Below are 26,423 nucleotides of genomic sequence, written 5' to 3' on the forward strand. Positions count from 1 at the left end.
ATTAAAGCCAGAGATAGCGAGACTTAGGTGAAACTAAAAAGGATGCGGTTATTTCTATCAATCTCGCTTAATGTAAACAGTAAAAAGAGCAAAACAGTTCCCTTGTTTTGCTCTTTTTTAGTAGTTATTCTACTGTAACACTCTTGGCTAAATTTCTAGGTTTATCGACATCATTGCCACGGTGTAAACTAGTGTAGTAAGCTAATAATTGAGTTGGTACTACGCTAACCAACGGTGTGAGTAATGGATGAACTTCTGGTAGTACGATCTGATCACTTTGTTGTTCCAACCCTGCCATAGCAATAACAAGTGTATGGGCTCCACGAGCACGAACTTCTTGAACATTCCCTCGTGTATGCCCAGCAGTTGCTTTATCCGTGATAATTGCGATTACGGGAGTATTTTCCTCTATTAGAGCAATGGTACCGTGTTTTAATTCTCCAGCAGCGAACCCTTCTGTTTGAACGTAAGAGACTTCTTTTAATTTTAATGCAGCTTCCATAACAACGTAATAGTCTATCCCTCTACCAATATAAAAAGCATTGCGACTGGTACTTAGAAAATCTGTTGCCAGTTGTTCAATAGTTGCTTTTTCAGAAAGAATACGTTCCATTCCTGTAGCAACAATGCCAAGTTCATGGGCCATATTGCTATCTCCAGCAACGCCATTTACTCTTGCAATAGCTTCTGATAAAGCTGCTAAAACAGTGATTTGAGCAGTATACGCTTTTGTTGATGCAACAGCAATTTCAGGGCCAGCATGGAGCAACAATGTGAAATCAGCTTCTCTAGATAATGTAGATCCAGCTACATTAGTTAAGGTCAATGAAGGGAAATCCATAGCGTTAATCTTAACTAAAACTTGTCTGCTATCAGCAGTTTCACCACTTTGTGATAAGAAAATAAAGAATGGTTTTTTTGTTAGAATAGGCATATTATGTCCAAATTCACTTGCTAAATGAACCTCAGTTGGAATGTGAGCTAAATTTTCTAATAACTGCTTTCCAACCCAACCAGCATTATAACTAGTCCCACAAGCAATAATGTATATACGATCACTATTTTCTATACTAGAAATAATGGTTTTATCTAATTCAAACTGGCCTTGCTTATTTTGATAAGCTTGAATAATTTTTCGAAGGACAGCTGGTTGTTCATCTATTTCTTTTGCCATGTAATAAGGATAAGTACCTAAGTCCAAATCAACTAGATTAATTTCTGCTGTATAAGGAGTACGATGAATAATGGTGCCATCTTGAGTTTCTATTTTGATTTCATCACGAGTTAACGTAACCAATTCGCCATCCATTAATTCAATAAATTGATTTGTTTCTTGAACCATAGCCATAGCATCGCTACAAACAGCGTTAAAATTTTCTCCCTTTCCAATCAGTAAGGGACTTTTATTTTTAGCAGCGTAAATAGTATCCGGTTGATTGCTATCAATTAAAGCTAAAGCATAAGAGCCTTTTAATTTAGAAATAGTCTTTTTAAAAGCTTTGAATGTATTAATTTGTTCTTTTTTAGTAAAGTACGCGATAAGTTGGACAATAATTTCAGTATCTGTATCACTTATTAAAGAAATGTCTGTTAAGTAAGTATCTTTAAGTTCTTGGAAATTTTCAATGACACCATTATGCACAAGAGCAAGTTGATTGTTGGCAGCCTGATGTGGATGAGCATTTTTGACACTTGGACGACCATGTGTTGCCCAACGTGTATGTCCAATTCCTGAAGTACAGACTGTATCGATTTTAATCATTTTTTTCAAGTCAGCAATTCTTCCTTTTTCTTTAAAGAGATGACCATTTTTATTTTCATCTATTATGAAAATACCGGAAGAGTCATAACCTCGGTACTCTAATTTTTCTAAACCTTGTAATAAAATAGATTTAGCCTCTTTATTGCCAATATAAGCTACGATTCCGCACATTTATTTGTCCTTCTTTCTATTTATTAAACTTTTAAATGATCTATCTAGCAACTCATTATAAAAAAACGACTCCATCAGAAATCGATATGTATACCAAATAAATATAAAATTAATTGGTATATACAATAGTTTATTTTATTTTTTTAATAACAGGATAATAATAGGACTAATTAAACGTTAAGTCAACTATTTTTTTAAGAAAGATGAAATTGGTATATATTTTTAATTGATTTTTAATAGAGATACCAATTTTTAGGAATTAGATGTAAAATTGGCTCTTTGGTATAGGGAAAGTCAGTGGAAAAAGTAGTAGAATTAGAAGTCAATTTTATTAAGCTTGTTCTTTTTGAAATAAAACAACTGATTTTTATAAACACTAACCTATTAGCTAGCTCAAAAGGTCGGGTATAGTCTTTTTTTATCTAATCTATCGCTAGATAAGCCATTTATCGATTCTTTTAATCTTAATACAGATTTTATTCTCTTTACTATGCGAACGTATGTTTGTATAATCAAAGAAAGTAAACGTTGTTTAATGATGAAAAAGGAGCGATGGATATGATTCGATTAGATTATTCAACTGAGCCTCGAAGAGATATCTTATGTATTGATGTAAAGTCTTTTTTTGCGTCTGTTGAATCTGTTAAAAGGGGGATTCATCCATTAAAGTCGTATATAGTAGTTATGAGTAAGCCGGAACAAGAAGGTGGTTTAGTTTTGGCTGCTTCTCCAAGGGTAAAAGAAGAATATGGTATTAAAACAGGTTCACGACGCTATGAAATCCCAAAAAATTCTAACATTCAAATTGTTGAACCAAGAATGAGTTTATATTTGAAAGTAAATGTCATGATAAACGATATTTTTCAAGAATTTATCTCAAGCGAAGATTTACATATTTACAGCATTGATGAATCTTTTTTAGATGTCACTTCTTCTCATGCCTTATTTGGTACAACAAAAGAAATTGCAGTAAAAATCCAACAAGCCATTTGGCAAAGATTGCATTTAGTAACGGCAATTGGAATAGGTGATAATCCTTTATTAGCTAAATTAGCGTTAGATAATGAAGCAAAAGATAGTCCGAATTTTATGGCTGACTGGCATTATGAAGATGTTGAGAAAACAATCTGGCGTATTCATCCTATTACAGAAATGTGGGGAGTAGGTAACAAAACAGCAAATAATTTAGTCAAATTAGGTATTGATTCTGTTTATCGATTATCTCAACACGATGTATCAGCTTTGAAACGAGTTCAAGGAGTGATAGGGGAACAACTTTTTTATCATGCTCATGGAATTGACCGAAGTATTCTATCAGAAAAGTATCAGACATTGTCTAAGTCTTATGGAAAAAGCCAAATTTTAGATCGAGATTATATTCAACAAGCAGAGATTGAAGTAGTTATCAAGGAAATGGCTGAACAAGTAGCTGCTCGTCTTCGAAGCCATTATGTTGAGACCCAAGTAGTTCATTTAACGATTGGTTTTTCAAAAGAAGTTAGTGAGAAAGGATTCAGTCATCAACTAAAAGTATTTCCAACAGCCGCTAGTCAAAAAATAATGGATACTTGCTTATACTTATTTAGAGCTCATTATCAACAAGAACCAGTAAGACAAATTTCTATTAGCTGCGGGAAAATACAAGCTAAGACAGATGTACAATTAAATTTATTTGAGTCAGAAGAACAGACTATTCGAAAAGAAAAGATCGATCAAATTATTGATTTAGTACGTAATAAGTACGGATATACTTCCTTAGTACATGCTAGCAGTCTGACTTCTGGTGCAACAGCTATCAAAAGAAATGGACTAGTTGGTGGTCATAAAGGCTAAAAAGATTCGTCCCACCATTTTTTTGATTCAGCTATTTCTGCGTGGCGAATCAAAGAACTATCAATAAGGATAAGTTCAGAATACGTTTGAAGATAAAGACTATTTTCTTCTTGACCAATGACAATTCCAATGAGATCATCCTCATATAAACCATTTATAAGAAAGTCCATTTGGAGAACAAGTTGCTTTTCTGTTGAGAAGGCTTGGAAAATAGTTTCTGAAATACTTTCTGGGCTTTGTTTTTCTTTTGGTAAGGTACATTTATTTTTAAGTGCATCTGATTTTTTTAATAATTCAGCATGATCTGATAAGACGAAACCTTGCCATTTAGCCATTTTCCGATCATTATACTCATATCCACTCATCTTCATTGTATTCTCTCCTTTCTAGTTCTATCTTTCATTATACGAACAAATGTTCTATTTGTATAGAAGGAATAGCTGACAGCTTAAAAAAGTTAGTCACATGCGTATCCACAAAATTAAAAAATGTAAGTCAAATAAATATAAAATTAGAAAGCAGACAGTGTTTTTAGTACGGGAATAGTCAGTAAAGAATGTCGTGTTAAATTTTGCTAAACGTGAAGTGAGTAAATAGAAGATTCATGTTTAAAAAAGGCTAATTTTATTTATTTTTTTTAATGAGTTGAAAAAGTAAAAAGCCTTACCTAAAAATACCTTTTAAAAGGTATTTTTGGGTAAAAGCTCTTTTTTACTAACAATATCATATAATTGATCAAGTTTTTTAATTTGATAAGTAGGTTGAATCGAAGGATTGGTAGGTTTTGAATTCGGATTAAACCAACAAGTATCCATTCCAACAGTTTTTCCTCCAAGAATATCCGAACTCAATGAATCCCCGATAATGAGAGATTGCTGAATTGAAAAATTAGGAATACGTTCAAAAACATAATCAAAATAACCTTGCATAGGTTTTTGATAACCCGTATCTTCAGATACGAAGATGTCTTTGAATAACGGCAACAGATTAGCTGATTCCATTCTTTGGTATTGTGTTTTTGACATTCCGTTTGTCACCGCATAAATAGAGTGATTCAAACTTAATTCTTTTAAGACATTTAAGCTGCCGTCAATTACGTCATCGCCTTTATTGAGAAGACAGCGGTAATTTTTTTCAAATACTAACCCATCAACAGCAAAACCTAGTTCTTTAAATAACAGTGGGAAACGTGAAGTGAAAATAGCATTCCGATCGATTTCATTTCTTTCAAAGGCTTGCCACAAAGAGTGGTTAATGTGTTCATACTGATCTTTAATTTGATTTGTTAAAATGATGCCTTGTTGTTCGAATAAGAAAGTCAAAGCTGAATTTTCGGTAGCTTTAAAATCTAAAATAGTATCGTCAATATCGAATAATAGAAAATGGTAGTGTTTCATAGTTACTCATTCCTTCTTTCTTAATTAAATATCGGTGCGAACGGAAAAAATAATCAGTATACTGCCGATGAAAGCTGCAAGACTGCCAACAGATAACATGACCGTTATTCCAGCAGAATCCAATAAACCACCAGCAATAATACTGCCAAAAACACTGCCAAGAGTTGCTGCTCCTACAACAAAGGTTTGTCCTTTTATTTTATCGTAGTGAGTCATTAATTTATTTACGTAATAAGAAATGGCAGGAGTGTAGACAGCAAAGGCTAATCCTTGAAGCAATTGAGCAATAACGAGCATCCAAAGAGAAGTAGAAAATAAAAAGGCGAAGCTACGAATAACAAAAAAGATTCCTGCGAAAATTAACATCTTCCCACTTTTAAATTTCTGCTGTAAATAACCAAAGCCTAGCATAGCTGGTAATTCACAAACAGTCGCAATCGTTAAAGCTAAACCAAAGTCACTATCATTCCCACCTAAACTCTTGACGATTTGAACAAGGTAGGTATTCACAATGGTATGAAAGAGAAAAAGAAAAGCAATCCCAATTAAAAGTATTCCGAAACGGTTATATTTTTTAATAAAAGTGAGTGTGTTTTCTTGAATAGGTAATCTTTTACTAGGATATGCAGGTACAGTTGAAGAGGAATGATCGTGAGTTAGGTTAGGAAAACTCAAAATTAATAACAACAAAAAGAAAAAGAGTCCTAAGCAGATAATTGGAAGAATTCTAGCATCATAACGGCTTAATAATTGCCCTAAAAAAAATGAAGTGATTCCAAAACTAAGTGAACCAACTCCTCTAGTTAAACCATAATTAAGAGCTGCTCCGGCATTAATGTGCTCAAAAGCTAAAGAGTTGATTAAAGGCTGTAAGGTTAAGGTTAATGAAACGATCAACGTATAAAGAAAAGCATCTACGAATACAAAGCTAGATAAAAAAGATAGCAGGATTAACAGTAAGATTGTTGCTATAGTAATCGATGAGATTACAAATTTTAAAGTTAATTTATCTAAGCGATCAATGAAAGAACCTAATGTTGGTTGTAGAATAACTGAAAGAATATTTGCTGCTGCCAAAATAAATCCAATACCTTGATTTTCAAAATTTTTCTCTAATAAGAAAACAGAAGCAAAACCGTATACAGCACAAAAGCACATCCAATAAATGCCTTGTAAACTAGAATAACGTAAGCTTAAACTTGATGATTTAGTCAATTCAATGATTCCTTTCCTATTTAAGTAAGAAAAATATATCAGCTTATTTATGTAACAAAGTCAACTATTTTATAGTATACCATATGAGAAAACCCAAAAATATACTTTATTGGCTAGATAAGAAAATAGGAGATTGACAATAAAAGTTGCTCTCTTTTTTAGAGCAAAAATCAAAATCGATTTAAAAACATATTTATCTGTAGTATAATTTAAGATGAAGAATCTAGTTAATGAGAGAGATAGCTGAGAGGAATGATTTTTTTGGGAAGATATAAAAATAGAAGAGAGTTAAAAGAAGAAGCAAAAGAGTTGCTAAGTGGCAGATGGAAAGATGCCATTTTATTAAATTTAATCCCTGCATTGTTAACAATTATTGTAATGGTAATCTCTTTAAGTGTTCTAACAGTATTGGTTCGAGAGTTAATGATAGAACCTGCGAGTTACGTCCCACCTGCAGATAATTCTGGTTCTGGCTCTACTAGTACAGGTATCATCTCTGCATTTTTGACTATTGGTATTTCGTATACTTTTTTAGACTGGTTAAGAGATCCAGAAATGCAAATTCGACCATTTAAGCAAGCGTTTCAAGTATTTACAAAAAAATACTTTTTAGGAACATTACTTGTCTATATTTTTACAGCAATTTTTACTGCGTTATGGACATTATTGCTTGTCGTACCAGGAATTATAAAAACTTTTTCTTATTCTCAAGCTTATTTTATTTTTAAAGATAGGAAAAGTTTTGCTGGAGATGAAAAAGTGTCTGCTCTTGATTGCATTACAGAAAGTAGAAAAATGATGGACGGACATAAGTGGGAATACTTTGTCTTACAATTAAGTTTTCTTGGTTGGGGTATTTTAAGTATTTTATCTTTCGGTATTGGATTTATCTGGTTAAACCCTTATATGAATACTACTTTTGCAGCATTTTATAAAAATTTAACTGAAAATGATGGTTACGATGAGTCTGTTGAAGTCTTTTAATTTTTTAAAAAAAGTGTAACGAGACAGAATGAATAGAAATAGATAGCGATAAGATGATTCCTATAGTGAATAGGAATTATCTTTTTTTATTTTCTATAAAGAAATGAATGAAATAGATTTGAGACGATAAATCTAAGAACAGCTGAGACAAAAATTAGAAGTAAGGACTCTACGAAGAATAAAATAAAACAGACTATATTTAATTTTTAAACTAGTAGAAACGGGAATGAATTAAATAGTATACTAGAGAAAGTAAGCTAAATAAAAAAGCAATAAAATAGAGTGGAAAACTAGCGTTAAATTTTCTAGTATCAGCATTCTTTTTATTTGATTAGGAACTTTTTTCACAAATATAGTAAGTAAGAAGGAAATAGAGTGACATGTTGCAATCAAATTTCATCTGATTTTCTTAGAAAATAATAACCTAGAGCAACTAGACTATAACCGATGATAATTCTTTGAATCAATAGTGTAAAAACAGCTAAGCTAAAAATAATAGCAGAAAAAATTTTAAATAAAGACAGTCGATTCATTAAAAAACCTCCATAAATTTTTAGCTAGGATTAGAAATAAGAACTGGAATCTACTACTAATCTATTGATGATTCATTGTATCTTGCTAGTTATAGTATCCATTATTATGGCAAGAAAGACTAGAACGCAACGGTTTACATCTTAGCAACTATTAGTTGCGAATGGACTTATTTCTTAAAACGTCCAACTTTTTAGTAAATCAGATTTTTTTAAGTCTATCATCGAGTACGGACTTAGGAACAGTTTATTTTAAAACTAGTTTAAAGCTATTTTCCAGTTTCTGTTTATTTTTTATAAATAAAGAAATTTTTTTAACGTTATTGACACAAATAGGGTGGTTTTTTTCATATGTAAACCATTGGTTGCTAAAAGGCAACCAATGGTTGATAGTGAATTCTTACTATTTTTGATAGGATGAATAAAAGAAAGCGAGAGTGGAAAATAGGGTATTAGGTGATAAGTTAAGAAAAGGTAGAATCAATAAAAAGTATTCACAAGGAGACGTAGCTAATTCTCTTAAAATTTCTAGACAATCTATTTCAAAATGGGAAAATAATAGTAGTTTGCCAGATCTAACTAATTTAGTGAAGTTGAGTGAGTTGTACGAGATTTCTACAGATGAGTTATTAAAAGGAAAGAAAGAATAAAAAAATCAACTTCAACAGATAATAGTATACTAACTAAAAGATAGAAGCTAGGTATTAGGAAAAACAAGTAGCAATGAGGAGGAGAATAAATGGTATTAGGAAAAAGACTAAAAGAAAGTAGAATGAATAGAGGCTATTCGCAAGGAGATGTAGCTGATTATTTACAAATTTCTAGGCAATCTATTTCAAAATGGGAAAATGGCAATAGTTATCCAGACTTAGCTAATTTAGTAAAGTTGAGTGACTACTATGAAATTTCTACAGATGAGTTATTAAAGGAAAATCAAGTACTTAAAAATAAAATTAAAAAAAATGAACTTAAAATTGAAGAATATTATCGGAAACTAGCTTTTATCCAGAGCAAAAGTGAGAAAGATGAAGGATTACTATTATTAGCTATTGCGCTAATTTCTTTTTTGATTACGCCTATTGGCTTGGTAGTAGCTTCTTTTCTACTAGCTAGGAATAAACAGACGAACAGTCTATATAAATTAGTTTATTTAGTAAGTGTTTGCGGGATCGCTTACAATCTGTTTATGGGATACGGTATAGTAAGTGATATCTTTAGTTGGGGAACGACTACTGTGGAGTACTTAGGCTAATCAATACGTTTCTTAACTAATAGTAGGTGAAAGATTGAAAGAGAATACAGTGAACAAAGGAAGATAAAAAAAGATGATTGAATGTATGACAGCTTAGGACTAAAAGCTAAATGGACTACTTGGAGGAATTGTTTTGAAAAAATTAGTCACTGTTTTATTAGTAGGAATATATTTACTACTAGTAGGGTGCTCATCGGAGATACGGCCAATTTTAGCAGGAGGGTATCAAAGTGAAATAGATGATGGATACATCGTTCAACTAGGTGTCCAACCGGATGATCAGACTTTTTCACTTTATATTGACAATCGTGAAGTTGATAGAGGAACGTATGAGATGAAATCAGAAGGTAGCTATTTGCTCATAAGTGCTGACCGAGAATTTGACATCAACTTAACCAAAGAAAATTCAGTCGAAATCGTTATCAATCAACTGAATAACAAAGAGCCGATTGAGTTGAAAAATAGTTCTAAAACACCAATTTATTTTACAACTGAATTTGATGATTTAAAAGAGTATGAAAAACTATTGGATTAAAAAATAGGCAGCTATTCATTGCATTTGAATTAAATAGGATAAAGTGTGACACTACTAGTAACAGCTAAGAAATAGTACTATTGAGCGTGTTTCTACTTAAATCGAAAAAAGGTTAGTCATAATGTAGCCTATTTCAAAAGGAGGATAAAAAGTGTTACTAATAAAAAACATCTCTGTGCATTATGGTAAAAGAATAATCTTAGAAAAGCTAGCTATTGAGTTAAATTCTTCTGAGATAATAGGGTTAGTTGCCCCTAATGGAGCAGGTAAGACTACGCTTCTTAGAACCATAGCCGGCCTCATTCGTCCTAATTCGGGAGAAATAGCTATCAACGGATTGAGCGTTGCTACTAACAGGCAGGCATATTACAAGTCTCTTTACTTTGTAGAAAGCAATCAGACACTTTATCCTAACCTTAAAGGAATAGACCATCTTAATTATGTGAAAGCTATGTGGCATTCTTCAGTGAATGTTGAGGAAGTGATAAAAGACTTAGCGATTAAAGAGTACGTTAATAGACCAATAAAAAAATTATCATTAGGAATGAAACAACAAATACTAATCGCGATGTGTATTGTCAGTGATGCAGATATTATTTTACTTGACGAACCGATGAATGGTTTAGACCCAACAAATATGAAAAATATAAGTGAACAACTGATAAAGCTAAAAAATAAAGGCAAGCTTATTCTTTTTTCATCTCATATTTTATCTAATGTAGATAAGATATCAGATAAAGTACTTTTTTTGAAAAATAAGAAAATAGACTACTTGTTAGATTTTGAAAAAGAAACTCTTTCTTCAGAAGTCGTATACGAACAATTATTTACACGGGAGGATATCTCATGAAACAACAACTCTTGTTTGATTTTAAAAAAATTAGTTATGATCGAATGTATTTAGGCTTATTTTTACTTATTTTATTTATTTTTCTATCCCCTGTAATAGATTTTAGGAAAATAGATACACAAGCAAGTAAATTAATAGAAATAAGTGATCAGATAGTACAAACACGAGAAGGCATAGAACAAATGAAAGAGTTTGATGTACCGCTAGCGATAAAAGATGAAGAGGAGAGACTAGCTTTGCTAGAAGCATTTTACGCTGCTTTATCTTCAAAACAATCAGAAGAAATAACAAAAACGGAATTAGCCTATGAAAAAAAAATACTAGAACAAATAGAAAGTGGCTCTCTTTCTGGAACGCCTCTCATTGAACAACGTAAGACAGTGGCTAAGTTGGAACATTTGGTTGCTAATAATTTAATAGCAACTGTCAATTTTGATTCATCTGTACCAGCTATAAATTTTATCTCAAATGATTTTCAACTACTTATTCCTTTTACAATGATTTTGATTTTCCCGGTATTAATTTTTTCAAGAATTCACACGGATGAAAAAGTTCATGGAACAAGAGATTTTGTTAATATGACTCCTATTTCTTTTGAAAAAATGATTCTTTCAAAACTAGTAGTTTCTGTTCTATTTGCTTTTTTATATTTTATATTTTCGGTGGGGTTAGCTATTTTTATACTTAGTTTTAGAAATGGGATAGGTTCGTTAAATTATCCCATTCCTATTTCAAAGGATGGGTTAACGGTAAGCATACTGACGACTGGACAATTTTTAAGTCAAGTTTCTATTTTATTAGTGGCTATTTATACCTTTATTTCAAGTCTATCTATCCTTATTTCAAGATTTACTCATTCTTTTTTGGTTCAGACTGTTGTTCTTTTAATGGTCATTATGCTGCCTAGTTCACCACTTTTTACAGCAGAATCAGCGATTGCAAATATAGCTCATTTCCTTCCTTTTTCATATTTCGACTTATCAAAAGTACTAACGTATGGAGACTCATTTTCTCCTAGTATAAATGAGTACATTAATTTTACTAATGGCTTAATTTGTTTGATGAGTTATGCTGTTTTATGTTTATTAGTATCATGGCTGATGATTAAAAAGAAAGGCCGAGTCTAATTTTCAAGTGTATTTATTTAAAATTCAGCTATACAGAATAAAAAAAGTAGCTAGATAAAACCTGGTTTTAATAGGATTTATCCAGCTACTTTTCGCTTAATAGTCTACTTTAATCGTTTTAGCAGACATTTCTTCTAGTAAACCTTTATCATCATTAATATCCAAGGAAGCTATTTTTCCATCTTCAAATTCAACTCGTCCAGTAGCAACAATAGTATTGGCTTCATCTTTGTCAGTACTGTAGTCAAGTGTCACCTCAAAAGAATATCGGTTAACGTGATCTTTATCTTTAGTAACTTCAATCGTTTTGACAGTTAGCTGATAACCCGAGCCGTCTGCATATAGTGAGTAGCTTGAAGGAATGGACTGTTGAACGACAAACTTTTCATACCCATAATCTGTAAAATACTCTCCGTAAGTATCCTTTAAGAGGACGTCTATCTCATTTATAGCATCTGAAATAGTTGACTCCATAACGTCGTCTCCTGATTGCAATTGCTCGATAGGTTTTAATAATGCGTCAACAAGTTCTTCATTAGGTGCGGTTAATGCTTTGTTCAAAACGGTTTTGATAGATGGAACATTTAAATCATCTGTATTTTTTGCGGAACAAGCTCCTATCGTAGTGAAACCAATCAATAAAAAACAAATAAAAACCATTTTCTTTTTCATGTTTTTCTTCTCCAATTCTTTTAATTAATTTAGAAAACTAGGCGTAGCTTTAATAACTAAGTCAGAAATAAGATTTTGAAATTAAGGAATTAACTTTGTTCATCTAAATTTGTTAAGTGATACGTGTCGAATAAAAAGAAAGGAAGGATACCCTTCAATAATAAAAAACATTACGAGTAAAAAAACAAAATAGAAGTAAACGTTAAGGTGGCAATGGTTGCTTTTGTAATCTCAATACTGACTTGATTCTTTCCTTTTATTTTAATGTAATCCTTATTTTTGTAGTCCTTTCTTTAAAATGAGTCGAATAATAACAGTCATACTTCTAAATGGATTTGACTGTATTATCTCATTTTTTAATTGTAAAGTAACGCACTTATTTGTTTATATAACGGTTCATTTGAGGGATAAAAAACGGGAAAATAAAAAAAGAAAGATTCGTTTATTCTTTCTTAAGATTTTTAAGTTATGATGTAGTTTAGCAAAGTTTTATTAACCAGATATACAGTAAAAAGTTTTGGAAGGAGATTCATATGTTTAATTCATTTGATTACTTTTGGCTCAATATTGGTAGCTTAGTACTAGGTTTGATTGCTTGGATTATTCCCATTGTTAGTATTATGCAACGGAATAAAAAAGCGACTAACCATTCAATAATGATTTTATTGAGTATGGGAGCTTGCGCAATTGCTTTATGGTTTCAACTATCTTATAGCAACTATCTAGTTGAAATAAATGATTTAACTGCTCTTATGGATACAATAGGTACGTTAAATTGGGTTGCAGCAATTCTTCTCATTGTAACAATTGGTTTAAATATCATTAGCCTAGCTACAAATAGAAAGATAGAACAAGCAAACTGAGATGTATCTAGTGACCTAACTTATTAGTGATAGTAATGGATAGTGATTCAAATCATCAAGTAAACAAGCATAAGTAAAGCCTACCTAATGATTAACTAGGTAGGCTTTTTTGTAAAACAGATTGATTATCTGTTGAGAATGATAGAGTTTAATCTTTATAGGTTGAATTGCGTTCGCTTTTAAAAATACTCCAAGAACGTTTCATTGTTTTAAATAAATTTGTATCAGAATACACAAGAACGTTTGAACGATACAGAAGCAAGGAAATCCAAGTTGTTAAAACGGTAAATGAAAGTGTTGCGACTAATGAAATGGCGATACTCGTTGAAGAAATGTTATCTGCTGCAATTCTAAAAGGCATGATAAATGGTGTAAATAAAGGAACAAAAGATAAAATTTCTACAATTAAATGATCGGGGTTAACAAAAGCAAACATACCACCGTAAAATCCTGCGACTGCGATAAAAGCAACGGGTGAGACGGCTTTATTGACGTCTTCTATTTTTGTTACAAGCGACCCAAAGAAGGCTGCAAGAACAACGTAAAGGAAAATACCCAATAAAAATAAGGCGACAGAAATTCCGATAAAGGAAGCAGTAAGTTGGCCTAAATCAATAATAGAAAGGACATCTTTTACAAAATTAATTTTCTTCAATTGTACAAAAGCGATAACACCTATGATAGCGTACAATGAAATTTGTGTCAGACAGACAAGTAGAATTCCAACAAGCTTTCCAAAAAAGTGAGTGGTACTAGATACACTAGAAAGAATAACTTCCATAATCCGAGTCCCTTTTTCTGAAGCAATCTCTTGTGCAATAATGGATGAATAAGTTGTAATAAAAATGAAGATAGCGATACTAATCAGATAAGCAGCTCCATTTCTAACAAGTGACCCAGGTATTTCTGAATCATCTTCTGTCTTTATTACGCCTTCTTTGATTGTAACGATAGATTCAGAGAATTGAATAGGAGACGTTAATGCTTCAATTTCTTGCTGGGAAAGAGCTAATTCTTTTCCTTTTAATTGTGTTTGGTAGCTAGTTAATAAAGACTTGAGTAGTTCTGCGTTTGGTGTACCTTGGATATCGGTACTTACATATTCAGCCTCAACAACATTATCTGTCACTTCAATAGTTGCATAGCCTTCAATTTCTTCATTACCTAATGCTTTTTTTGCTTTTGCTATTGACTGGATATCTTTGTCGATTTTAAGACCTGTTTCTTTAGAAGAGAGCAAAGCTTGCACTTGTTCATTTTTGGAAATAATAGCGATAGATAATGAGTCATCTTCGGCGTTACTAACAAAATAGCCCACCCCTAGTCCAATACCTATAATAATTAAAGGAGCAAGAATCATAACAATAAAGCCAACAGATTGGACGTTTTTTCGATAAGATTCCTTTAAAATAACCCAGAACTTATTCATCTTTATCACCAGCTTTCATCTTGAAAATTTCCTCTAGTGTTGGTGGCTGTTGATCAAATGTTGTGATGTATCCATTTTGAGTAACACGTTGAAAAATATCTTTTCCATATTCAGGAGAAGTTAGGGATAAGGTATAGGTTTGGCTACCCGTTTGTTTTACTTCTTTCACTCCAGGCATAGCTTCTAAAACTGTTTTTTCTAAAGGAGTTTCTAAATACAATTTCGTTCGTCCGAATTGTTCTCTTATATTATGAACAGTTCCGTTTAAAACAATCTTTCCGTCTCGTAACATAACTAAGTGGTCGCATAATTCCTCTACGTTGTTCATATTGTGACTAGAAAAAATAATACTAGCACCTCGTTCTTTTGCTTCCATAATTCCTTTTTCAAGTAAATCAGCATTTACTGGATCAAGGCCACTGAATGGTTCGTCGAGAATAATCAGTTTTGGGTTATGAATCAGTGTAGATATCAGTTGGATTTTCTGTTGATTTCCTTTTGATAACGTCTTGACTTTATCTGTTTTCTTGCCTTTAACTTTAAATTTTTCCATCCACTCATCTATATGAGGTTCAATATCTTTTTTACTTTTTCCTCTTAATTGAGCAAAATAAATTAATTGCTTTTCAATTGTAACTTTAGGGTATAGTCCTCTTTCTTCAGGTAAGTAGCCTACTTGATTGTATTCTGATCTACTTAGTGGCTTATCATTCCAAAGAACTTTTCCTTCATCTGGATGCAGTAAATCAAGGATGAGACGAAAGGTTGTTGTTTTCCCAGACCCATTTTGGCCAATTAATCCCAAAATAGTCCCGCCAGGAATTGTAAAATCAACAGCATCAACGGCTGTTAAATCACCAAATGTTTTCGTTAAGTTTTTTACTTCAAGCATATATTCTCCTCCTTAAGCATAGTTCATAACATAAAGTCTCTCTTAAATTCTAACACGAATAAATGTAAAAAGATTGTTATATAATAATTTCACAATAGTTGTTATACTAATCAAGTAATGGAATAATAAATTTGTTTTAGAAGTTTAAGATGATAAAAGCTGCACTAATCGCCGTAAATTAAGCTTACTTAATCTAGATAATAAGAAGGATGTTACTTTTTTATTCGTTTTTTAATAGACATCCTACTAGATTCTATACATAAATAAATAAAAAATGAACAGTATAAAAATGGAGGCTGATAATAGGTGAATACTATTTTACTCGTTCTAATTTTTCTTGTTTTTCTATATGGTTTATATTCTCTATTTTTAAAAATTCAACAATCTTCTAAAATGAGAAAATAGGAAACTAAGCATAGGATTCGTCTTTATGGAAATAGAAAAGAGAGATTTATTTTTAAAAAATAAACGATTAGAAAAGATGAAGAAATAGAGTGGGAAATGTTGATTAAGTTATTTATTTTATTGGAGCATGCGTTATAATGATTGTATTAGCGAATACTTTTTTATTTAGCTTAATAAGTACTAGAAGACTAATTTTTGGAGTAATTGTTAGTCTGAGCATCTCACTCACTACTGTTATGATGAGTAAAGCTATGCTAAGAAATAGGGAATGTGAATTTAAACAAAAAACAGCAAACTTTTAGTTGCTTCAAAAAAAGACGAGTATCCTTTCAAAAAGATAAAAGTTCTCTTTTTTTGATACAATCAGTTCATAATCCAAAATATTTAAGGAGAAGTGCAGATGGAATTTTATATTAGGCCTGTTAATAGTGGAGATGGTAAAGGTTTTAATGACTTGAGACGGATGCCAGGAGTTTTTGAAAATATTTTAGGAATACCATCAGAGAGAATACACTATAACGAAGACTTTATTACGAATATGGATGCTAACCAACACCAGTTTGTTGCGGTCTTAAAACTCCAAAATAGTGAAGAAATGATTATAGGAACTGCTGGGCTATCTGTATATGGAAATCATCGTACACGTCACAGTGGAAATATAGGCATCATGATCCATAAAGGGTATCAAAATAAAGGTGTTGGTACTGCTTTACTCGCTGCACTGATTGACGTAGCAGATAATTGGTTGATGTTAGTTAGACTTGAGCTTACTGTTTTTGAAGATAATGAAAGTGCAATACACCTGTATAAAAAATTTGGATTTGAAAAAGAAGGGCTCAAACAATTTGCAGCAATAAGAAAGGGCAAATATGAGAATGAATACGTTATGGCAAGAATAAATCCGGCTCTTTATCCTACTTTACATTGCTAAATAGAAACGGTTTTTTTATTAAATAACTAGAATAGCTCTTTATTTGAAACTGGTAACACAAAAAAGTATTGGAGATGGGAACAATGGAAAAATTTACTTTATGGTTGAAAGAAAAACCACTATCTTTTTATGTAGGTTGGACTGGTTTGATAGTACTCGGAGTTAATCATTATTTTTTTCCAAATCAGTTTTTGTATTCAGATAAATTATCATTTTTAACAAGTAATCTGTCTGGTTTGATTGTTTACCTATTTTTCTTTCTTCCTGCACTAGAAATTATTAAGTATGATTTTAGAAAAAAAGCTGAATTAACTGAGTAATCATTAACGCAATTACAGAATAATCACTAGTTAAGGTAGTTTGATAGCCAAACTAGTCTATTTTTTTAAATATAGACGCATTTTATGAGATTAATTAGTTTAAAAGGCTACAATTTCTAGTTAAAAGAAAGTGTGGTATAAAAAGTAAGGAATGGAAAAGATAAAATCATTCAGATGTGTGTATACAAAAAAAGATACGTAGTTGTATCTTTTTTTGTAGCAGTCATCTAACTATCTTTCTACACATAGGTACAGTGATACCATCTTATCTTAAGATTTTAGCGAGAGTTTGAAATAGTTAATTAACGGTATTGACTCCCAGCTAGCAGTCTTTTTATTTTTTATTTAATCTGGTGATGTTTTATTATATCTCATTTAAAAATCTTCTTCTCAAATAGGTGATACACGATTTTATTTAGTATAGTTTATAATCTGGTGTTGGAGAAGAAAACTGAAAAATATCCTTTTGGTTAAAGGATTTGGTATACAGGATTGTATCTAATTTCATGTATTGTTACTCATGCTAATTTATAGATTGAAAAACAAAATAATAATAAGTGTTTTATATTTTTTTTATTCGATACCATTTCACGCTATATAGCAAAATCATTACGACAATAACATAAATAATTACATTAATTGTTCTATATTGTAAATTTGGAATAAAGTTAGCAAGAGATGGAAGAATGATCATTAGAAAAAGGATTAGACCTGACCACTTCGGAGTGGTTATTTCAATCGTTTCTCCGTCATTGACTTCTAACTCGTTACTTCGAATGCTAGACTGCGATACTTCTAATCGTGCATGATTATTAGGAATATTAATTTCTACCTGCTGCTCTGTTTTAACCCTATCAACTTTTTTTCCATTTATCTTTATTGCAATTGTTCCTCCCATTCCTATAATACCGGTACGACGTACAATAGTTATTGCCATATGAACACTCCCTTTTACTATTTCAAGGTATTAGACTTATTATCTCATTTAAAAATTAGAAAGTAACGCACTCATTGGTTTACATATCGCAACCAGGTATTTACATTCAACCTATTTTAATTATAAAAATAGCTGAAAAAGAACCCTAGTTTAAAAAAGTTTTAGATACATGCCTTTATATGATTTCATGTATTCTTATTTTTTTAATTATGTTAACATTCTTTTTTCTCCATTTTCTCATCTAGTTTATTTCTTATGAAGGTAGTAATCGGAACAGATAAAAAGAAAATACCTGAAAATAATCGAATAGCACTACTACCTACTTTTCCATCTACAATCAGTTCTTCAGGAAAGTTTAAAAAATTTCGATAGGTCAGATATAAGCTGAATAATCCCATAATTAAGAATAGCCAGGAGATTCTATTTTTGTTATCGATTTTACGAAAGTAGGCATGATGATAGATACTTATATTTATAAAAAATAATACAACTAAAAATAGTATAATCATTATTTCTAGTTCTTTGGTTGCGGCCCATTGTAAATTAGGAAATAGACCCAAAAAATAATTTAGCATAATTAAGCTAATCAAAGAAATAAATGAATAATAGCCATATTTATATCTCATTAACTTCTGGTATTCATCATATTGTTTCATTTTCATTCCTCCCAAAATAAATCGTTTAAGGTTAGATCAAATTCTTTACAAATCTCTTTACATAAATTGATTGTCGGATTATAATCTCCTCTTTCAATGGCGCTAATTGTTTGTCGAGTAACGTTAACAGCATCTGCCAACTGCTGCTGGGACATATCATTCTTCGCTCTTGCTGCCTTTAATCTTAAATTCTTAGCCATATTATTCCTCCTGATATGACAAATATAACTTACATTAAGCAAAGTATATCATTTATCTTAAATAATACAATCGTTTAAATAGATTAGCAGATTTTTTACTATTATTGTATAGTTAAATAAAAAAAGAACCCTGATAGAACAAGGTTCCGGATACACGAATCTATAGAATTTCATGTATTAGAAAAGGATATGTCTACGTTACATATTATTAACAATAAAAATTAAACACACTATCGGAGAAGTTAATTTAATCTATTACTAGTGTTTCTTCTCCAACTACGTAATTGTCTCCTGATGTTTGAGCAGTTATTATAACAGGATTTGAATTTTCTAATTTTAAAAAATAAATAAATTCAACTGTTTCTCCAGGTTCAACATGTGATACCATATTTCCGAAAGTTTGATTGTATTGGCTATCGCTTGCTATTTCATCCGAGATAACTGCTTGTTTTTCTAAAATAACCTTTTCCTCATCTACTTTTCGACTAAATTTAAATAACATCCAGTCAAATGCTGGGCTTGTTTCTTCTTCATCTTGGTTCGTAAATTCCGATAAGAATAGGAGACCAGGATCTCCGTCTTTATCTTTTTTAATTTCATACGATACTATTTTAGTGGTTGATTTAAGGGTTGTTAATTCACCATCTTTAAGACGTGGTAAAATAGGATTTTCTTTTTTTTCTTCCACAGGACTAATAACAGAAGAAGTTTCATTGCTTAGACCTTCATCAGAATTATGTTTACAACCAAATAACGCAAAGATAGCAGTAAAATATATATTAGGTTTCTTAAGTCATTCATAACAATCACTTCTTATCTTCATCATTTGAACCAAATTTTGCAATTAAAAGTATAGACAGAAGTAAAATTATTCCTATAGCGATAAGAATACCTGATGGAATAAAAGATATGTAAGAGAATTGGTCGGCAAACTGATAAAACTGTAATCCAATAAGAATAGACATAATTCCTTGAATAAACACTACTGTTAAGTTATTCTTCATTTTCATCATTCCTTTCTGAATTCTATTAGATTACAGATGTATGACTATTGCTTAATTAATTTTGTTTTATCATCATAGAACGTTTTAGTTGGTGCAGCATTAACCCTTACCCAAGTGCCTGCAGGGCTTCCATAAGGATGTTCCCACATATTTGGTTGTGTTACTTTATATAACATTTCATGTATTAAAAACTACTATACGATACAAGTATAAAAATAATAGTTAATAAGCTTTTTAAAATATAAATGATATATTTCTTTTACTTTTAAATAATTATTTATTCATCTGCTTCTATTTTCCGTAAAACTTCATAATAATAATCTGTAGGTAGACCATCATCAGTATTTTTTACTTGCAAATCATAATATTCAGCTGCCGAATCTAAACTCTTCTCTTTTTCTATATCAATAGCTGCATCTGAAATCAACTTCAATGATATTAAGTGAAAGTAGTCTCCGTTATTTATAGAAATTACTTTATATATTTTGTCTCCAGATACGCTACGTTCAATAATATCATATCTAGGATGGCCTTTATAATCTTTTTTCTTTATATAATCACGGATTTGAATAACTTCATTTACCACATTTTTATCTTCATCTTCACTTTTAAGTATAGAACTAGAGGCATAATGACTATCACCCTTTACTACAAGCTTAGAAGGTCTATTATTTTCAACGTTCATTTCAAGCTGTTCTTTTGTGGTACCACTATAATATTCATTGCCTTTTACGAAAACATTCTCATCAACCTCTTTATCACAGCCTACTAATACAAAAAGTGATATGACTAATACCAATAAGTAACCTTTTTTCATAAAATAATCCCCTTTTATAAATGATTATAATCTTAAAATTATCTTTTGTATAGCAGTTAAATAACGATTATAATAATAAATATAACCTGTTGATTTAAAAGGATTCTCGATACACGATTCTATCTCATTTCATGTATCCATGTTAAACAGTTTAATTTTTTATTAATATGGTTTAATCGACCAGTTAAGTGTTGTGAGAGAACGAAGAAAGAAGTAGACTGAACTTTACTACATAAGCGTGTGAGAGCGAGGTATGCAAGTGTCCGATGAAACAAACACTAAAACAAATGAAATAAATTCCCAAGATAAAATGGTTAATGGATCGGCTTGGATGACAGGTGGTAGCATCGTATCGCGAATATTAGGTGTTCTTTATATTATTCCTTGGATGGCATGGATGGGGAATAAAGATGTAGCCACTGCTGCTAACGCATTATACGGGATAGGCTACACTCCTTATGCATTATTTTTAAATATCGCAACAGCTGGTGTCCCTTCAGCTATTGCTAAGCAAGTTTCTTACTACAATGCTCTAGGTGAGTATCAAGTCAGTCGAGATATTTATAAAAAAGGGCTACAAATCATGGCTATTACAGGTATTGTATCCGCGGTAGTCATGTATGTGATTGCACCATTTATTGCCGCAAACAGTCCTGTTGCAACTGTAGAAGATAGCACACAAGTTATTCGCTCATTAAGTTGGGCTTTATTAATTATTCCTTGCATGAGTGTTACGCGTGGGTTTATTCAAGGACATCATACAATGGCTCCCTCAGCTATTTCTCAAGTTATTGAACAAGTTGGACGTGTTCTTTTTATGCTAATGGCCGTTTATATTATTCGGATAGTCATGAATGGAGAAGTCGTTGATGCTGTGTCAGCGTCAACTTTTGGTGCTTTTGTTGGGGCACTATTTAGTGCTTTATATTTACTCTTTGTGATTTGGAGAAAAAAACCTGAAATGGATAGGAACCTTGCAACGAGTAAAAATAATAGTACTGTTTCGACTAACGCTATTTTAAAATCCATTGTTAAAACAGCCATTCCTTTTATTATCATAGGATCAGGAATTACACTCTATCAATTAATTGATCAATTCACGTTTGATCCCATGATAAGAGCCGTTACAAACATGACAACTAAGCAAATTATTAATCATTATGCGATTGTTGCTGTTAATGCGAATAAATTAATTATGGTTGTGATATCGATAGCAGGTTCAATGGCGATAACTTCCGTTCCTGTTATTTCAGAATTACTAGCTAAAAATAAAATAAAAGATATGAGAGATCAATTAAGTAATAATATTCAGTTGTTTTTTTTCATTATGCTCCCTGCTGTTATTGGAATGGCTGTTGTTTCAAAGCCACTTTATACCGTATTTTACGGATATAGTGCATTTGGAACGAGTATTTTACAGTGGTCCTCTTATATGAGTCTTTTCTTAGGTTTATTTGTTTTATTAGGCTCTACTTTACAAGCCGTTAACCAAACAAGATCAGCACTGACAGCACTCTTTATAGGACTGATTGTTAAATTAGGCACTCAATTTCCGTTACTCTATCTTTTTCAAACTCACGGCATGTTATTTTCAAATATACTTGGGTTTGGTGTAACCATTTATTTAATGCTTCTAGCCTTAAATAAATTAGCTCCTCTAGCTATTAAACCTTTAGCGAAACAGATTGGTTTGATTGTATTGGTTACTCTCACAATGTCTATAGTCGTATTTATTACTCAAATAAGTATGTATCAACTATTTGATCCTGAAAATCGAGTAGGGGCAGTACTCAACGTGGGGATTTCAGCAGCTATAGGCGGATTATTTTATTTATATGTTACGTTGAAAATTCGTTTGGCAGATCGATTGCTAGGAAATCGGATAGAAGGACTCAGACATAGATTAAAGATAAAGTAGTCATTTTTTTAATGATCTATGAACTAACATAACCTCTATTTGGAAGACCTAAATATCTGTTGACGTACGTTTTTAGGTACGCTATAATGGGTGGAAAAGGAGGAATAATCTATGTCGATTATAAACCCTAGTCAAGCTAGAAAAGTCTTTTATCAATTACTAAAAGATGTTAATAAAACTAATGAGCCTATTTATATCTCAAGTAAAAACGAAGATAGCGAAGCCGTTATGATTAGTAAAAAAGACTGGGACGCTATTCAAGAAACATTGTATCTTCACTCTTCTGGAGTAGCTGATGTGATCCAACAACGTGAAAAAGAAAATGAGTTCGTTGCATTGGAGGAAATTGATTGGGATACTCTGTAAAATTAGCAAAATCTGCTACAAAAGATTTAAAGAATTTGAAATCTTCTCATTTAGATAAAAAATTTAGAGAATTAATGGTTGTCTTGCAAAATAATCCTTTTCAAAATCCACCTCCATATGAGAAATTAATTGGAAATTTAAAGGATAAATACTCAAGACGCTTAAATATTCAGCATCGAATTATTTATTCTGTTGATAATAATACAAAAGAAATTATTATTTGGTCAGCCTGGACACACTATGAAAGATAGAATCTCACCTTGAAAAAGATGAAATTCTATCCTTTTTTACTGAAAAAATCTTGATTAATTAAGATTCAAGATACACTATTCTATGTCATTTCATGTATCTTTTTTATTTACATAAAACGAAAATATAAATAATCCATTTTTTAAAGGTTCTGGACACACGATTTTAAGAAATGGATTATATTGAAAGATACAAAAAGGCTTTTATTAAGACTTTATTTAAGGCCTTTTTTTGCGTTATACTAAGACTACAGATAGAAAAGTGAAGTGCTTCGTATGCTAAAAACATTAAATGTAAAAACAAAATCAATCACAGAAGCTAAAAAAACTTTTCAAAAATTATAAAAGACACAAGTAAAATAAGAGAACCAATCTTTATTTTTAATCATAATAAACCTGAAGCTGTTATTCTTAGTAATGCCGTGTATGAAAATTAGTGAAAGATTAAAAGGAACTGGAAAACAAACTATTTTACAGTCAATTGAATGATCGAGTAACAACCGGACCAGTCGAACTCATTTCAGCCACTGAAGTGATCGAATCAAATCAAGAGCATAACCCTTTTGCTGCTTTATCCAACAAGGATGTATTTGATTAATGGCGAAAGTCCTTTTTTGGAAAGAAGCAGAAAAAAATTAGAAGGTATCTTAAAACAATGGTTAGATACTGCTGAAAAAAGGCGAAAAAAGCATCTCTGAAATCGAAATAAAGAACTTTTACAAAATTACTTTTAAGAGAGGTATCCGCTTATTTTTAGCAGTTACCTCTCTTTTTCAATCCCTTTTTTTATACAATTTCATGTATTAAAAATTAGTTTGATCAATATACGCTGGTGCTGTTAATTTTAACTTCATATCACAGATTATAGATTTGTTTAAGATAGTATTGTAATAATAAAATAAGTTATCTTCTTGCAGTATGATATAGGTATCTTGCAGATCACTTTTCAATAAATAAATATTATTATCAGTTGTATTAAGAAAAGTAAAGAAAAAAGAACCTTGATTAAAACAAGGTTCTGGATATATGGAATCTATCTAATTTCATGTATTGTTCTGTTAAAATTGTACTGCTTCAATTAAGAACTCTTTTAAATTTCAGTCTAGCAGAATTAACCAACTCTGATACTATACGTATAGAGATGTGTATACGTAAAAACTGATTGTATTTTCATATCTTTCAGAACCAGCAATTGAACCTGTCTTATATTAAGAACTATTCAGTATAGAACTGATTATATTTCCCTGTAACTACTGATTAGTTTAGTAATAAGTAGCTTACATACCTATTTTTCTAGCAGTTTTTTGTAGGAAAGATCTATAAATGTGGCACCTAGTGGAGCTGTCAAAATAATAGCAAGAACGGCGACACTTAAAATAAGGCTACCTGCTGGCACCCCCATTGCAAGTGGAAGAGAACCAATCGCAGCTTGTACTGTCGCTTTTGGTGTATAGGCGCCTGCTGTGAATAATTTTTCTTTAACGGTTAGATTTGTACCGGATATACTTAGAAATACGGCTAACATACGGAAAATTAAAGAAATGACAATCAATAGGACAACAGCAACTCCCGCTTCACTAAGGGCAGTTATATCCGTTACTGATCCTACCAAGACAAATAAAAATACTTCTGAACCTAACCAAATCTTTGAAAACTTAGTATTGATTCGTTTAGCTAAAAGTGGATATAACTTCAATATAACCCCTCCTAAAGCCATAACGCCTAATAAACCTGAAACTGGAAAAATTCCTTTCAAACTATCTTCTAGAGAAACCATTAAGAAACAGATACTTAAAATTACGAATACTTTTACTGTATCACGAATATGAAAGTACTTGAATAGTCTGACCATGAGATATCCCAATAGAATACCTAACAGAACACCAAATAAAATTGCTACAGGAACAGAAAGCAATGAAAAAAAATTGAATCCATTTCCTTGAAACATTCCCAAGAATGACGTAAATAATACAATGACAAATACGTCATCTACAGAGGCTCCTGCTAAAATCATTTGGGGAATACCTTTTGCTTTTCCGTAGCCATTTTCAATAAGAAAAATCATTCGTGGAACTACAATTGCAGGAGAAACAGCTCCTAAAACGGCCCCTAAAATAGCGGCTTCTAGCGTACTAATTCCAAATAACAATGGAGCGAGTATCGTTACAGTTATTATTTCAAATGTAGCCGGCAAAAAGGTCATTAAAATAGCTGGGCGACCATTCTTTTTCAGATCATTAATATTCATTGTCAATCCTGCCCTGAACAAAATAACAATCAATGCAATTTGACGTATATCAGCTGATATAGACAATATCTTCGGATCTAAAAGATCTAGGCCATAGGGACCCAAAATAATTCCAGTTAAAATGAGACCCAATAAACCTGGTAAACGTAAACGACTAAAAATTGAACTAAATATAAAACCAACAATCAATATCAAAGCTATACTTAAAAGCATTCTTTATCCTACCTCCATCTTAATTAAAAACTATATTGGTTTCACCATACAAAAAAAGCTGACGACAGACTGCGGCCTATGCGCAGAAGTCATCAGCTTTAATAAGCGGTTTAAGCAATATGCTTAGGGAGACACTCATTCCCAAAATAGTATAGTACTACTATATAATTTTTCATCCTACAAGTCAAAACGTTAGATAGACGATTGCTGTCATAAATACACGAATCTATGTCATTTCATGTATCTGGAGTAACTGAATCCTTTTTGGCATACGCATTAAGGTACGTTATAATAAGTGAAAAGAGAGGAATAATCTATGTCGATTATAAACCCTAGCCAAGCTAGAAAAGTTTTTTATCAATTACTAAAAGATGTTAATAAAACCAGTGAGCCCATTTATATCTCAGGTAAAAACGAAGATAGCGAAGCTGTTATAATTAATAAAAAAGACTGGGACGCTATCCAAGAAACATTATATCTTCAATCTTCAGGAGTAGCTGATGTGCTCCAACAACGTGAAAAAGAAGATGAGTTCGTTGCATTGAAGGATATCGATTGGGATACTCTATAAAATTAGCGAAATCCACAACAAAAGATTTAAATAATTTGAAATCTTCTCATTTAGATAAAAAATTTAAAAGATAAATA

At 31.5% G+C, this 26,423-nt stretch carries 29 protein-coding genes and 1 riboswitch; of the genes, 14 read left to right on the forward strand and 15 right to left on the reverse strand.

Annotated features, from left to right (window positions below; translation table 11 throughout):
* Positions 1-124: 124 nt before the first annotated feature.
* Complete coding sequence (gene glmS, locus ACMHYH_RS01110) at positions 125-1,933, reverse strand: glutamine--fructose-6-phosphate transaminase (isomerizing) (protein WP_414839564.1); 1,809 nt, start codon at positions 1,931-1,933, stop codon at positions 125-127.
* Between the two features lie 558 nt (positions 1,934-2,491).
* On the opposite strand from glmS, the gene ACMHYH_RS01115 reads away from it, so the two are divergent.
* Complete coding sequence (locus tag ACMHYH_RS01115) at positions 2,492-3,766, forward strand: Y-family DNA polymerase (protein ID WP_414839565.1); 1,275 nt, start codon at positions 2,492-2,494, stop codon at positions 3,764-3,766.
* On the opposite strand, the gene ACMHYH_RS01120 is transcribed toward ACMHYH_RS01115, so the two are convergent.
* The 3 genes from ACMHYH_RS01120 to ACMHYH_RS01130 all read right to left on the reverse strand — a co-directional run bounded on the left by ACMHYH_RS01120 (position 3,763) and on the right by ACMHYH_RS01130 (position 6,378).
* Positions 3,763-4,137, reverse strand: coding sequence for a hypothetical protein (locus ACMHYH_RS01120; protein WP_414839566.1), 375 nt, complete (start codon positions 4,135-4,137; stop codon positions 3,763-3,765). The genes ACMHYH_RS01115 and ACMHYH_RS01120 overlap by 4 nt on opposite strands.
* A 309-nt stretch (positions 4,138-4,446) precedes the next feature.
* Positions 4,447-5,163 (reverse strand): YjjG family noncanonical pyrimidine nucleotidase, encoded by a 717-nt coding sequence (locus ACMHYH_RS01125; RefSeq protein ID WP_414839567.1) that lies wholly within the window; start codon positions 5,161-5,163, stop codon positions 4,447-4,449.
* Between the two features lie 24 nt (positions 5,164-5,187).
* Complete coding sequence (locus ACMHYH_RS01130; RefSeq protein ID WP_414839568.1) at positions 5,188-6,378, reverse strand: MFS transporter; 1,191 nt, start codon at positions 6,376-6,378, stop codon at positions 5,188-5,190.
* A gap of 261 nt (positions 6,379-6,639) precedes the next feature.
* Between ACMHYH_RS01130 and ACMHYH_RS01135 the strand changes: the two genes are divergently transcribed.
* A complete protein-coding gene (locus tag ACMHYH_RS01135; protein ID WP_414839569.1) occupies positions 6,640-7,362 on the forward strand; it encodes a DUF975 family protein in 723 nt (240 codons plus the stop codon).
* A 389-nt stretch (positions 7,363-7,751) separates the two neighbouring features.
* Here the strand turns inward: ACMHYH_RS01135 and ACMHYH_RS01140 are convergent, their stop codons facing one another.
* Positions 7,752-7,895, reverse strand: coding sequence for a hypothetical protein (locus tag ACMHYH_RS01140; protein WP_414839570.1), 144 nt, complete (start codon positions 7,893-7,895; stop codon positions 7,752-7,754).
* Between the two features lie 434 nt (positions 7,896-8,329).
* Here ACMHYH_RS01140 and ACMHYH_RS01145 point away from each other — a divergent pair, with 434 nt between their 5' ends.
* The 5 genes from ACMHYH_RS01145 to ACMHYH_RS01165 all read left to right on the forward strand — a co-directional run bounded on the left by ACMHYH_RS01145 (position 8,330) and on the right by ACMHYH_RS01165 (position 11,656).
* Positions 8,330-8,542 carry a helix-turn-helix domain-containing protein gene (locus ACMHYH_RS01145; RefSeq protein WP_414839571.1) on the forward strand — a complete coding sequence of 71 codons (213 nt, stop codon included), beginning with the start codon at positions 8,330-8,332 and terminating at the stop codon, positions 8,540-8,542.
* Between the two features lie 89 nt (positions 8,543-8,631).
* Complete coding sequence (locus tag ACMHYH_RS01150; RefSeq protein WP_414839572.1) at positions 8,632-9,144, forward strand: helix-turn-helix domain-containing protein; 513 nt, start codon at positions 8,632-8,634, stop codon at positions 9,142-9,144.
* Between the two features lie 133 nt (positions 9,145-9,277).
* On the forward strand, positions 9,278-9,679 hold the full coding sequence (locus tag ACMHYH_RS01155; protein WP_414839573.1) for a hypothetical protein: 402 nt from the start codon (positions 9,278-9,280) through the stop codon (positions 9,677-9,679).
* Positions 9,680-9,830: 151 nt separating this feature from the next.
* A complete protein-coding gene (locus ACMHYH_RS01160) occupies positions 9,831-10,529 on the forward strand; it encodes an ABC transporter ATP-binding protein (RefSeq protein WP_414839574.1) in 699 nt (232 codons plus the stop codon).
* Positions 10,526-11,656, forward strand: coding sequence for a hypothetical protein (locus ACMHYH_RS01165; RefSeq protein WP_414839575.1), 1,131 nt, complete (start codon positions 10,526-10,528; stop codon positions 11,654-11,656). Before ACMHYH_RS01160 ends, ACMHYH_RS01165 begins: the two co-directional genes overlap by 4 nt.
* A gap of 96 nt (positions 11,657-11,752) precedes the next feature.
* Here ACMHYH_RS01165 and ACMHYH_RS01170 read toward each other — a convergent pair whose 3' ends face one another.
* On the reverse strand, positions 11,753-12,328 hold the full coding sequence (locus tag ACMHYH_RS01170) for a hypothetical protein (protein WP_414839576.1): 576 nt from the start codon (positions 12,326-12,328) through the stop codon (positions 11,753-11,755).
* A 533-nt stretch (positions 12,329-12,861) separates the two neighbouring features.
* Here ACMHYH_RS01170 and ACMHYH_RS01175 point away from each other — a divergent pair.
* Positions 12,862-13,191: a hypothetical protein gene (locus ACMHYH_RS01175; RefSeq protein ID WP_414839577.1), complete on the forward strand. Its 330-nt coding sequence runs from the start codon at positions 12,862-12,864 to the stop codon at positions 13,189-13,191.
* Positions 13,192-13,339: 148 nt separating this feature from the next.
* On the opposite strand, the gene ACMHYH_RS01180 is transcribed toward ACMHYH_RS01175, so the two are convergent.
* Together ACMHYH_RS01180 and ACMHYH_RS01185 are read right to left on the reverse strand one after the other, a co-directional pair.
* Positions 13,340-14,620 carry an ABC transporter permease gene (locus tag ACMHYH_RS01180; protein WP_414839578.1) on the reverse strand — a complete coding sequence of 427 codons (1,281 nt, stop codon included), beginning with the start codon at positions 14,618-14,620 and terminating at the stop codon, positions 13,340-13,342.
* Positions 14,613-15,512, reverse strand: coding sequence for an ABC transporter ATP-binding protein (locus ACMHYH_RS01185; RefSeq protein ID WP_414839579.1), 900 nt, complete (start codon positions 15,510-15,512; stop codon positions 14,613-14,615). The genes ACMHYH_RS01180 and ACMHYH_RS01185 overlap by 8 nt, the downstream gene beginning before the upstream one ends.
* An 805-nt stretch (positions 15,513-16,317) precedes the next feature.
* Between ACMHYH_RS01185 and ACMHYH_RS01190 the strand changes: the two genes are divergently transcribed.
* Entirely contained in the window at positions 16,318-16,848 is a 531-nt protein-coding gene (locus ACMHYH_RS01190; RefSeq protein ID WP_414839580.1) for a GNAT family N-acetyltransferase, read from the forward strand.
* Between the two features lie 83 nt (positions 16,849-16,931).
* Complete coding sequence (locus ACMHYH_RS01195) at positions 16,932-17,168, forward strand: hypothetical protein (RefSeq protein ID WP_414839581.1); 237 nt, start codon at positions 16,932-16,934, stop codon at positions 17,166-17,168.
* Positions 17,169-17,730: 562 nt separating this feature from the next.
* On the opposite strand, the gene ACMHYH_RS01200 is transcribed toward ACMHYH_RS01195, so the two are convergent.
* The 6 genes from ACMHYH_RS01200 to ACMHYH_RS01225 form a co-directional block, all read right to left on the reverse strand.
* A complete protein-coding gene (locus ACMHYH_RS01200; protein ID WP_414839582.1) occupies positions 17,731-18,105 on the reverse strand; it encodes a hypothetical protein in 375 nt (124 codons plus the stop codon).
* 212 nt (positions 18,106-18,317) lie between these two features.
* Positions 18,318-18,761, reverse strand: coding sequence for a hypothetical protein (locus tag ACMHYH_RS01205; RefSeq protein ID WP_414839583.1), 444 nt, complete (start codon positions 18,759-18,761; stop codon positions 18,318-18,320).
* Between the two features lie 2 nt (positions 18,762-18,763).
* Positions 18,764-18,961 (reverse strand): helix-turn-helix transcriptional regulator, encoded by a 198-nt coding sequence (locus ACMHYH_RS01210; protein WP_414839584.1) that lies wholly within the window; start codon positions 18,959-18,961, stop codon positions 18,764-18,766.
* Positions 18,962-19,208: 247 nt separating this feature from the next.
* Complete coding sequence (locus ACMHYH_RS01215) at positions 19,209-19,649, reverse strand: DUF5067 domain-containing protein (RefSeq protein ID WP_414839585.1); 441 nt, start codon at positions 19,647-19,649, stop codon at positions 19,209-19,211.
* 118 nt (positions 19,650-19,767) lie between these two features.
* Complete coding sequence (locus ACMHYH_RS01220) at positions 19,768-19,965, reverse strand: hypothetical protein (protein WP_414839586.1); 198 nt, start codon at positions 19,963-19,965, stop codon at positions 19,768-19,770.
* Between the two features lie 277 nt (positions 19,966-20,242).
* Entirely contained in the window at positions 20,243-20,782 is a 540-nt protein-coding gene (locus ACMHYH_RS01225) for a hypothetical protein (protein ID WP_414839587.1), read from the reverse strand.
* A gap of 259 nt (positions 20,783-21,041) precedes the next feature.
* Here ACMHYH_RS01225 and ACMHYH_RS01230 point away from each other — a divergent pair, with 259 nt between their 5' ends.
* From ACMHYH_RS01230 to ACMHYH_RS01240, 3 genes are all read left to right on the forward strand, one after another.
* Positions 21,042-22,700: a putative polysaccharide biosynthesis protein gene (locus ACMHYH_RS01230; RefSeq protein ID WP_414839588.1), complete on the forward strand. Its 1,659-nt coding sequence runs from the start codon at positions 21,042-21,044 to the stop codon at positions 22,698-22,700.
* A 111-nt stretch (positions 22,701-22,811) separates the two neighbouring features.
* Positions 22,812-23,066, forward strand: a complete 255-nt coding sequence (locus ACMHYH_RS01235) for a type II toxin-antitoxin system Phd/YefM family antitoxin (protein WP_414839589.1) — start codon at positions 22,812-22,814, stop codon at positions 23,064-23,066.
* A complete protein-coding gene (locus ACMHYH_RS01240; RefSeq protein WP_414839590.1) occupies positions 23,051-23,317 on the forward strand; it encodes a Txe/YoeB family addiction module toxin in 267 nt (88 codons plus the stop codon). The genes ACMHYH_RS01235 and ACMHYH_RS01240 overlap by 16 nt, the downstream gene beginning before the upstream one ends.
* 1,282 nt (positions 23,318-24,599) lie before the next feature.
* On the opposite strand, the gene ACMHYH_RS01245 is transcribed toward ACMHYH_RS01240, so the two are convergent.
* Complete coding sequence (locus ACMHYH_RS01245; RefSeq protein WP_414839591.1) at positions 24,600-25,775, reverse strand: cation:proton antiporter; 1,176 nt, start codon at positions 25,773-25,775, stop codon at positions 24,600-24,602.
* A 76-nt stretch (positions 25,776-25,851) separates the two neighbouring features.
* Positions 25,852-25,927: riboswitch (Fluoride riboswitch) on the reverse strand.
* A gap of 164 nt (positions 25,928-26,091) precedes the next feature.
* Here ACMHYH_RS01245 and ACMHYH_RS01250 point away from each other — a divergent pair.
* Entirely contained in the window at positions 26,092-26,346 is a 255-nt protein-coding gene (locus tag ACMHYH_RS01250) for a type II toxin-antitoxin system Phd/YefM family antitoxin (protein WP_414839592.1), read from the forward strand.
* The last annotated feature ends 77 nt before the right edge of the window (positions 26,347-26,423 follow it).

Source organism: Carnobacterium sp. TMP28 (assembly GCF_047553015.1).
GTDB lineage: Bacteria > Bacillota > Bacilli > Lactobacillales > Carnobacteriaceae > Carnobacterium_A.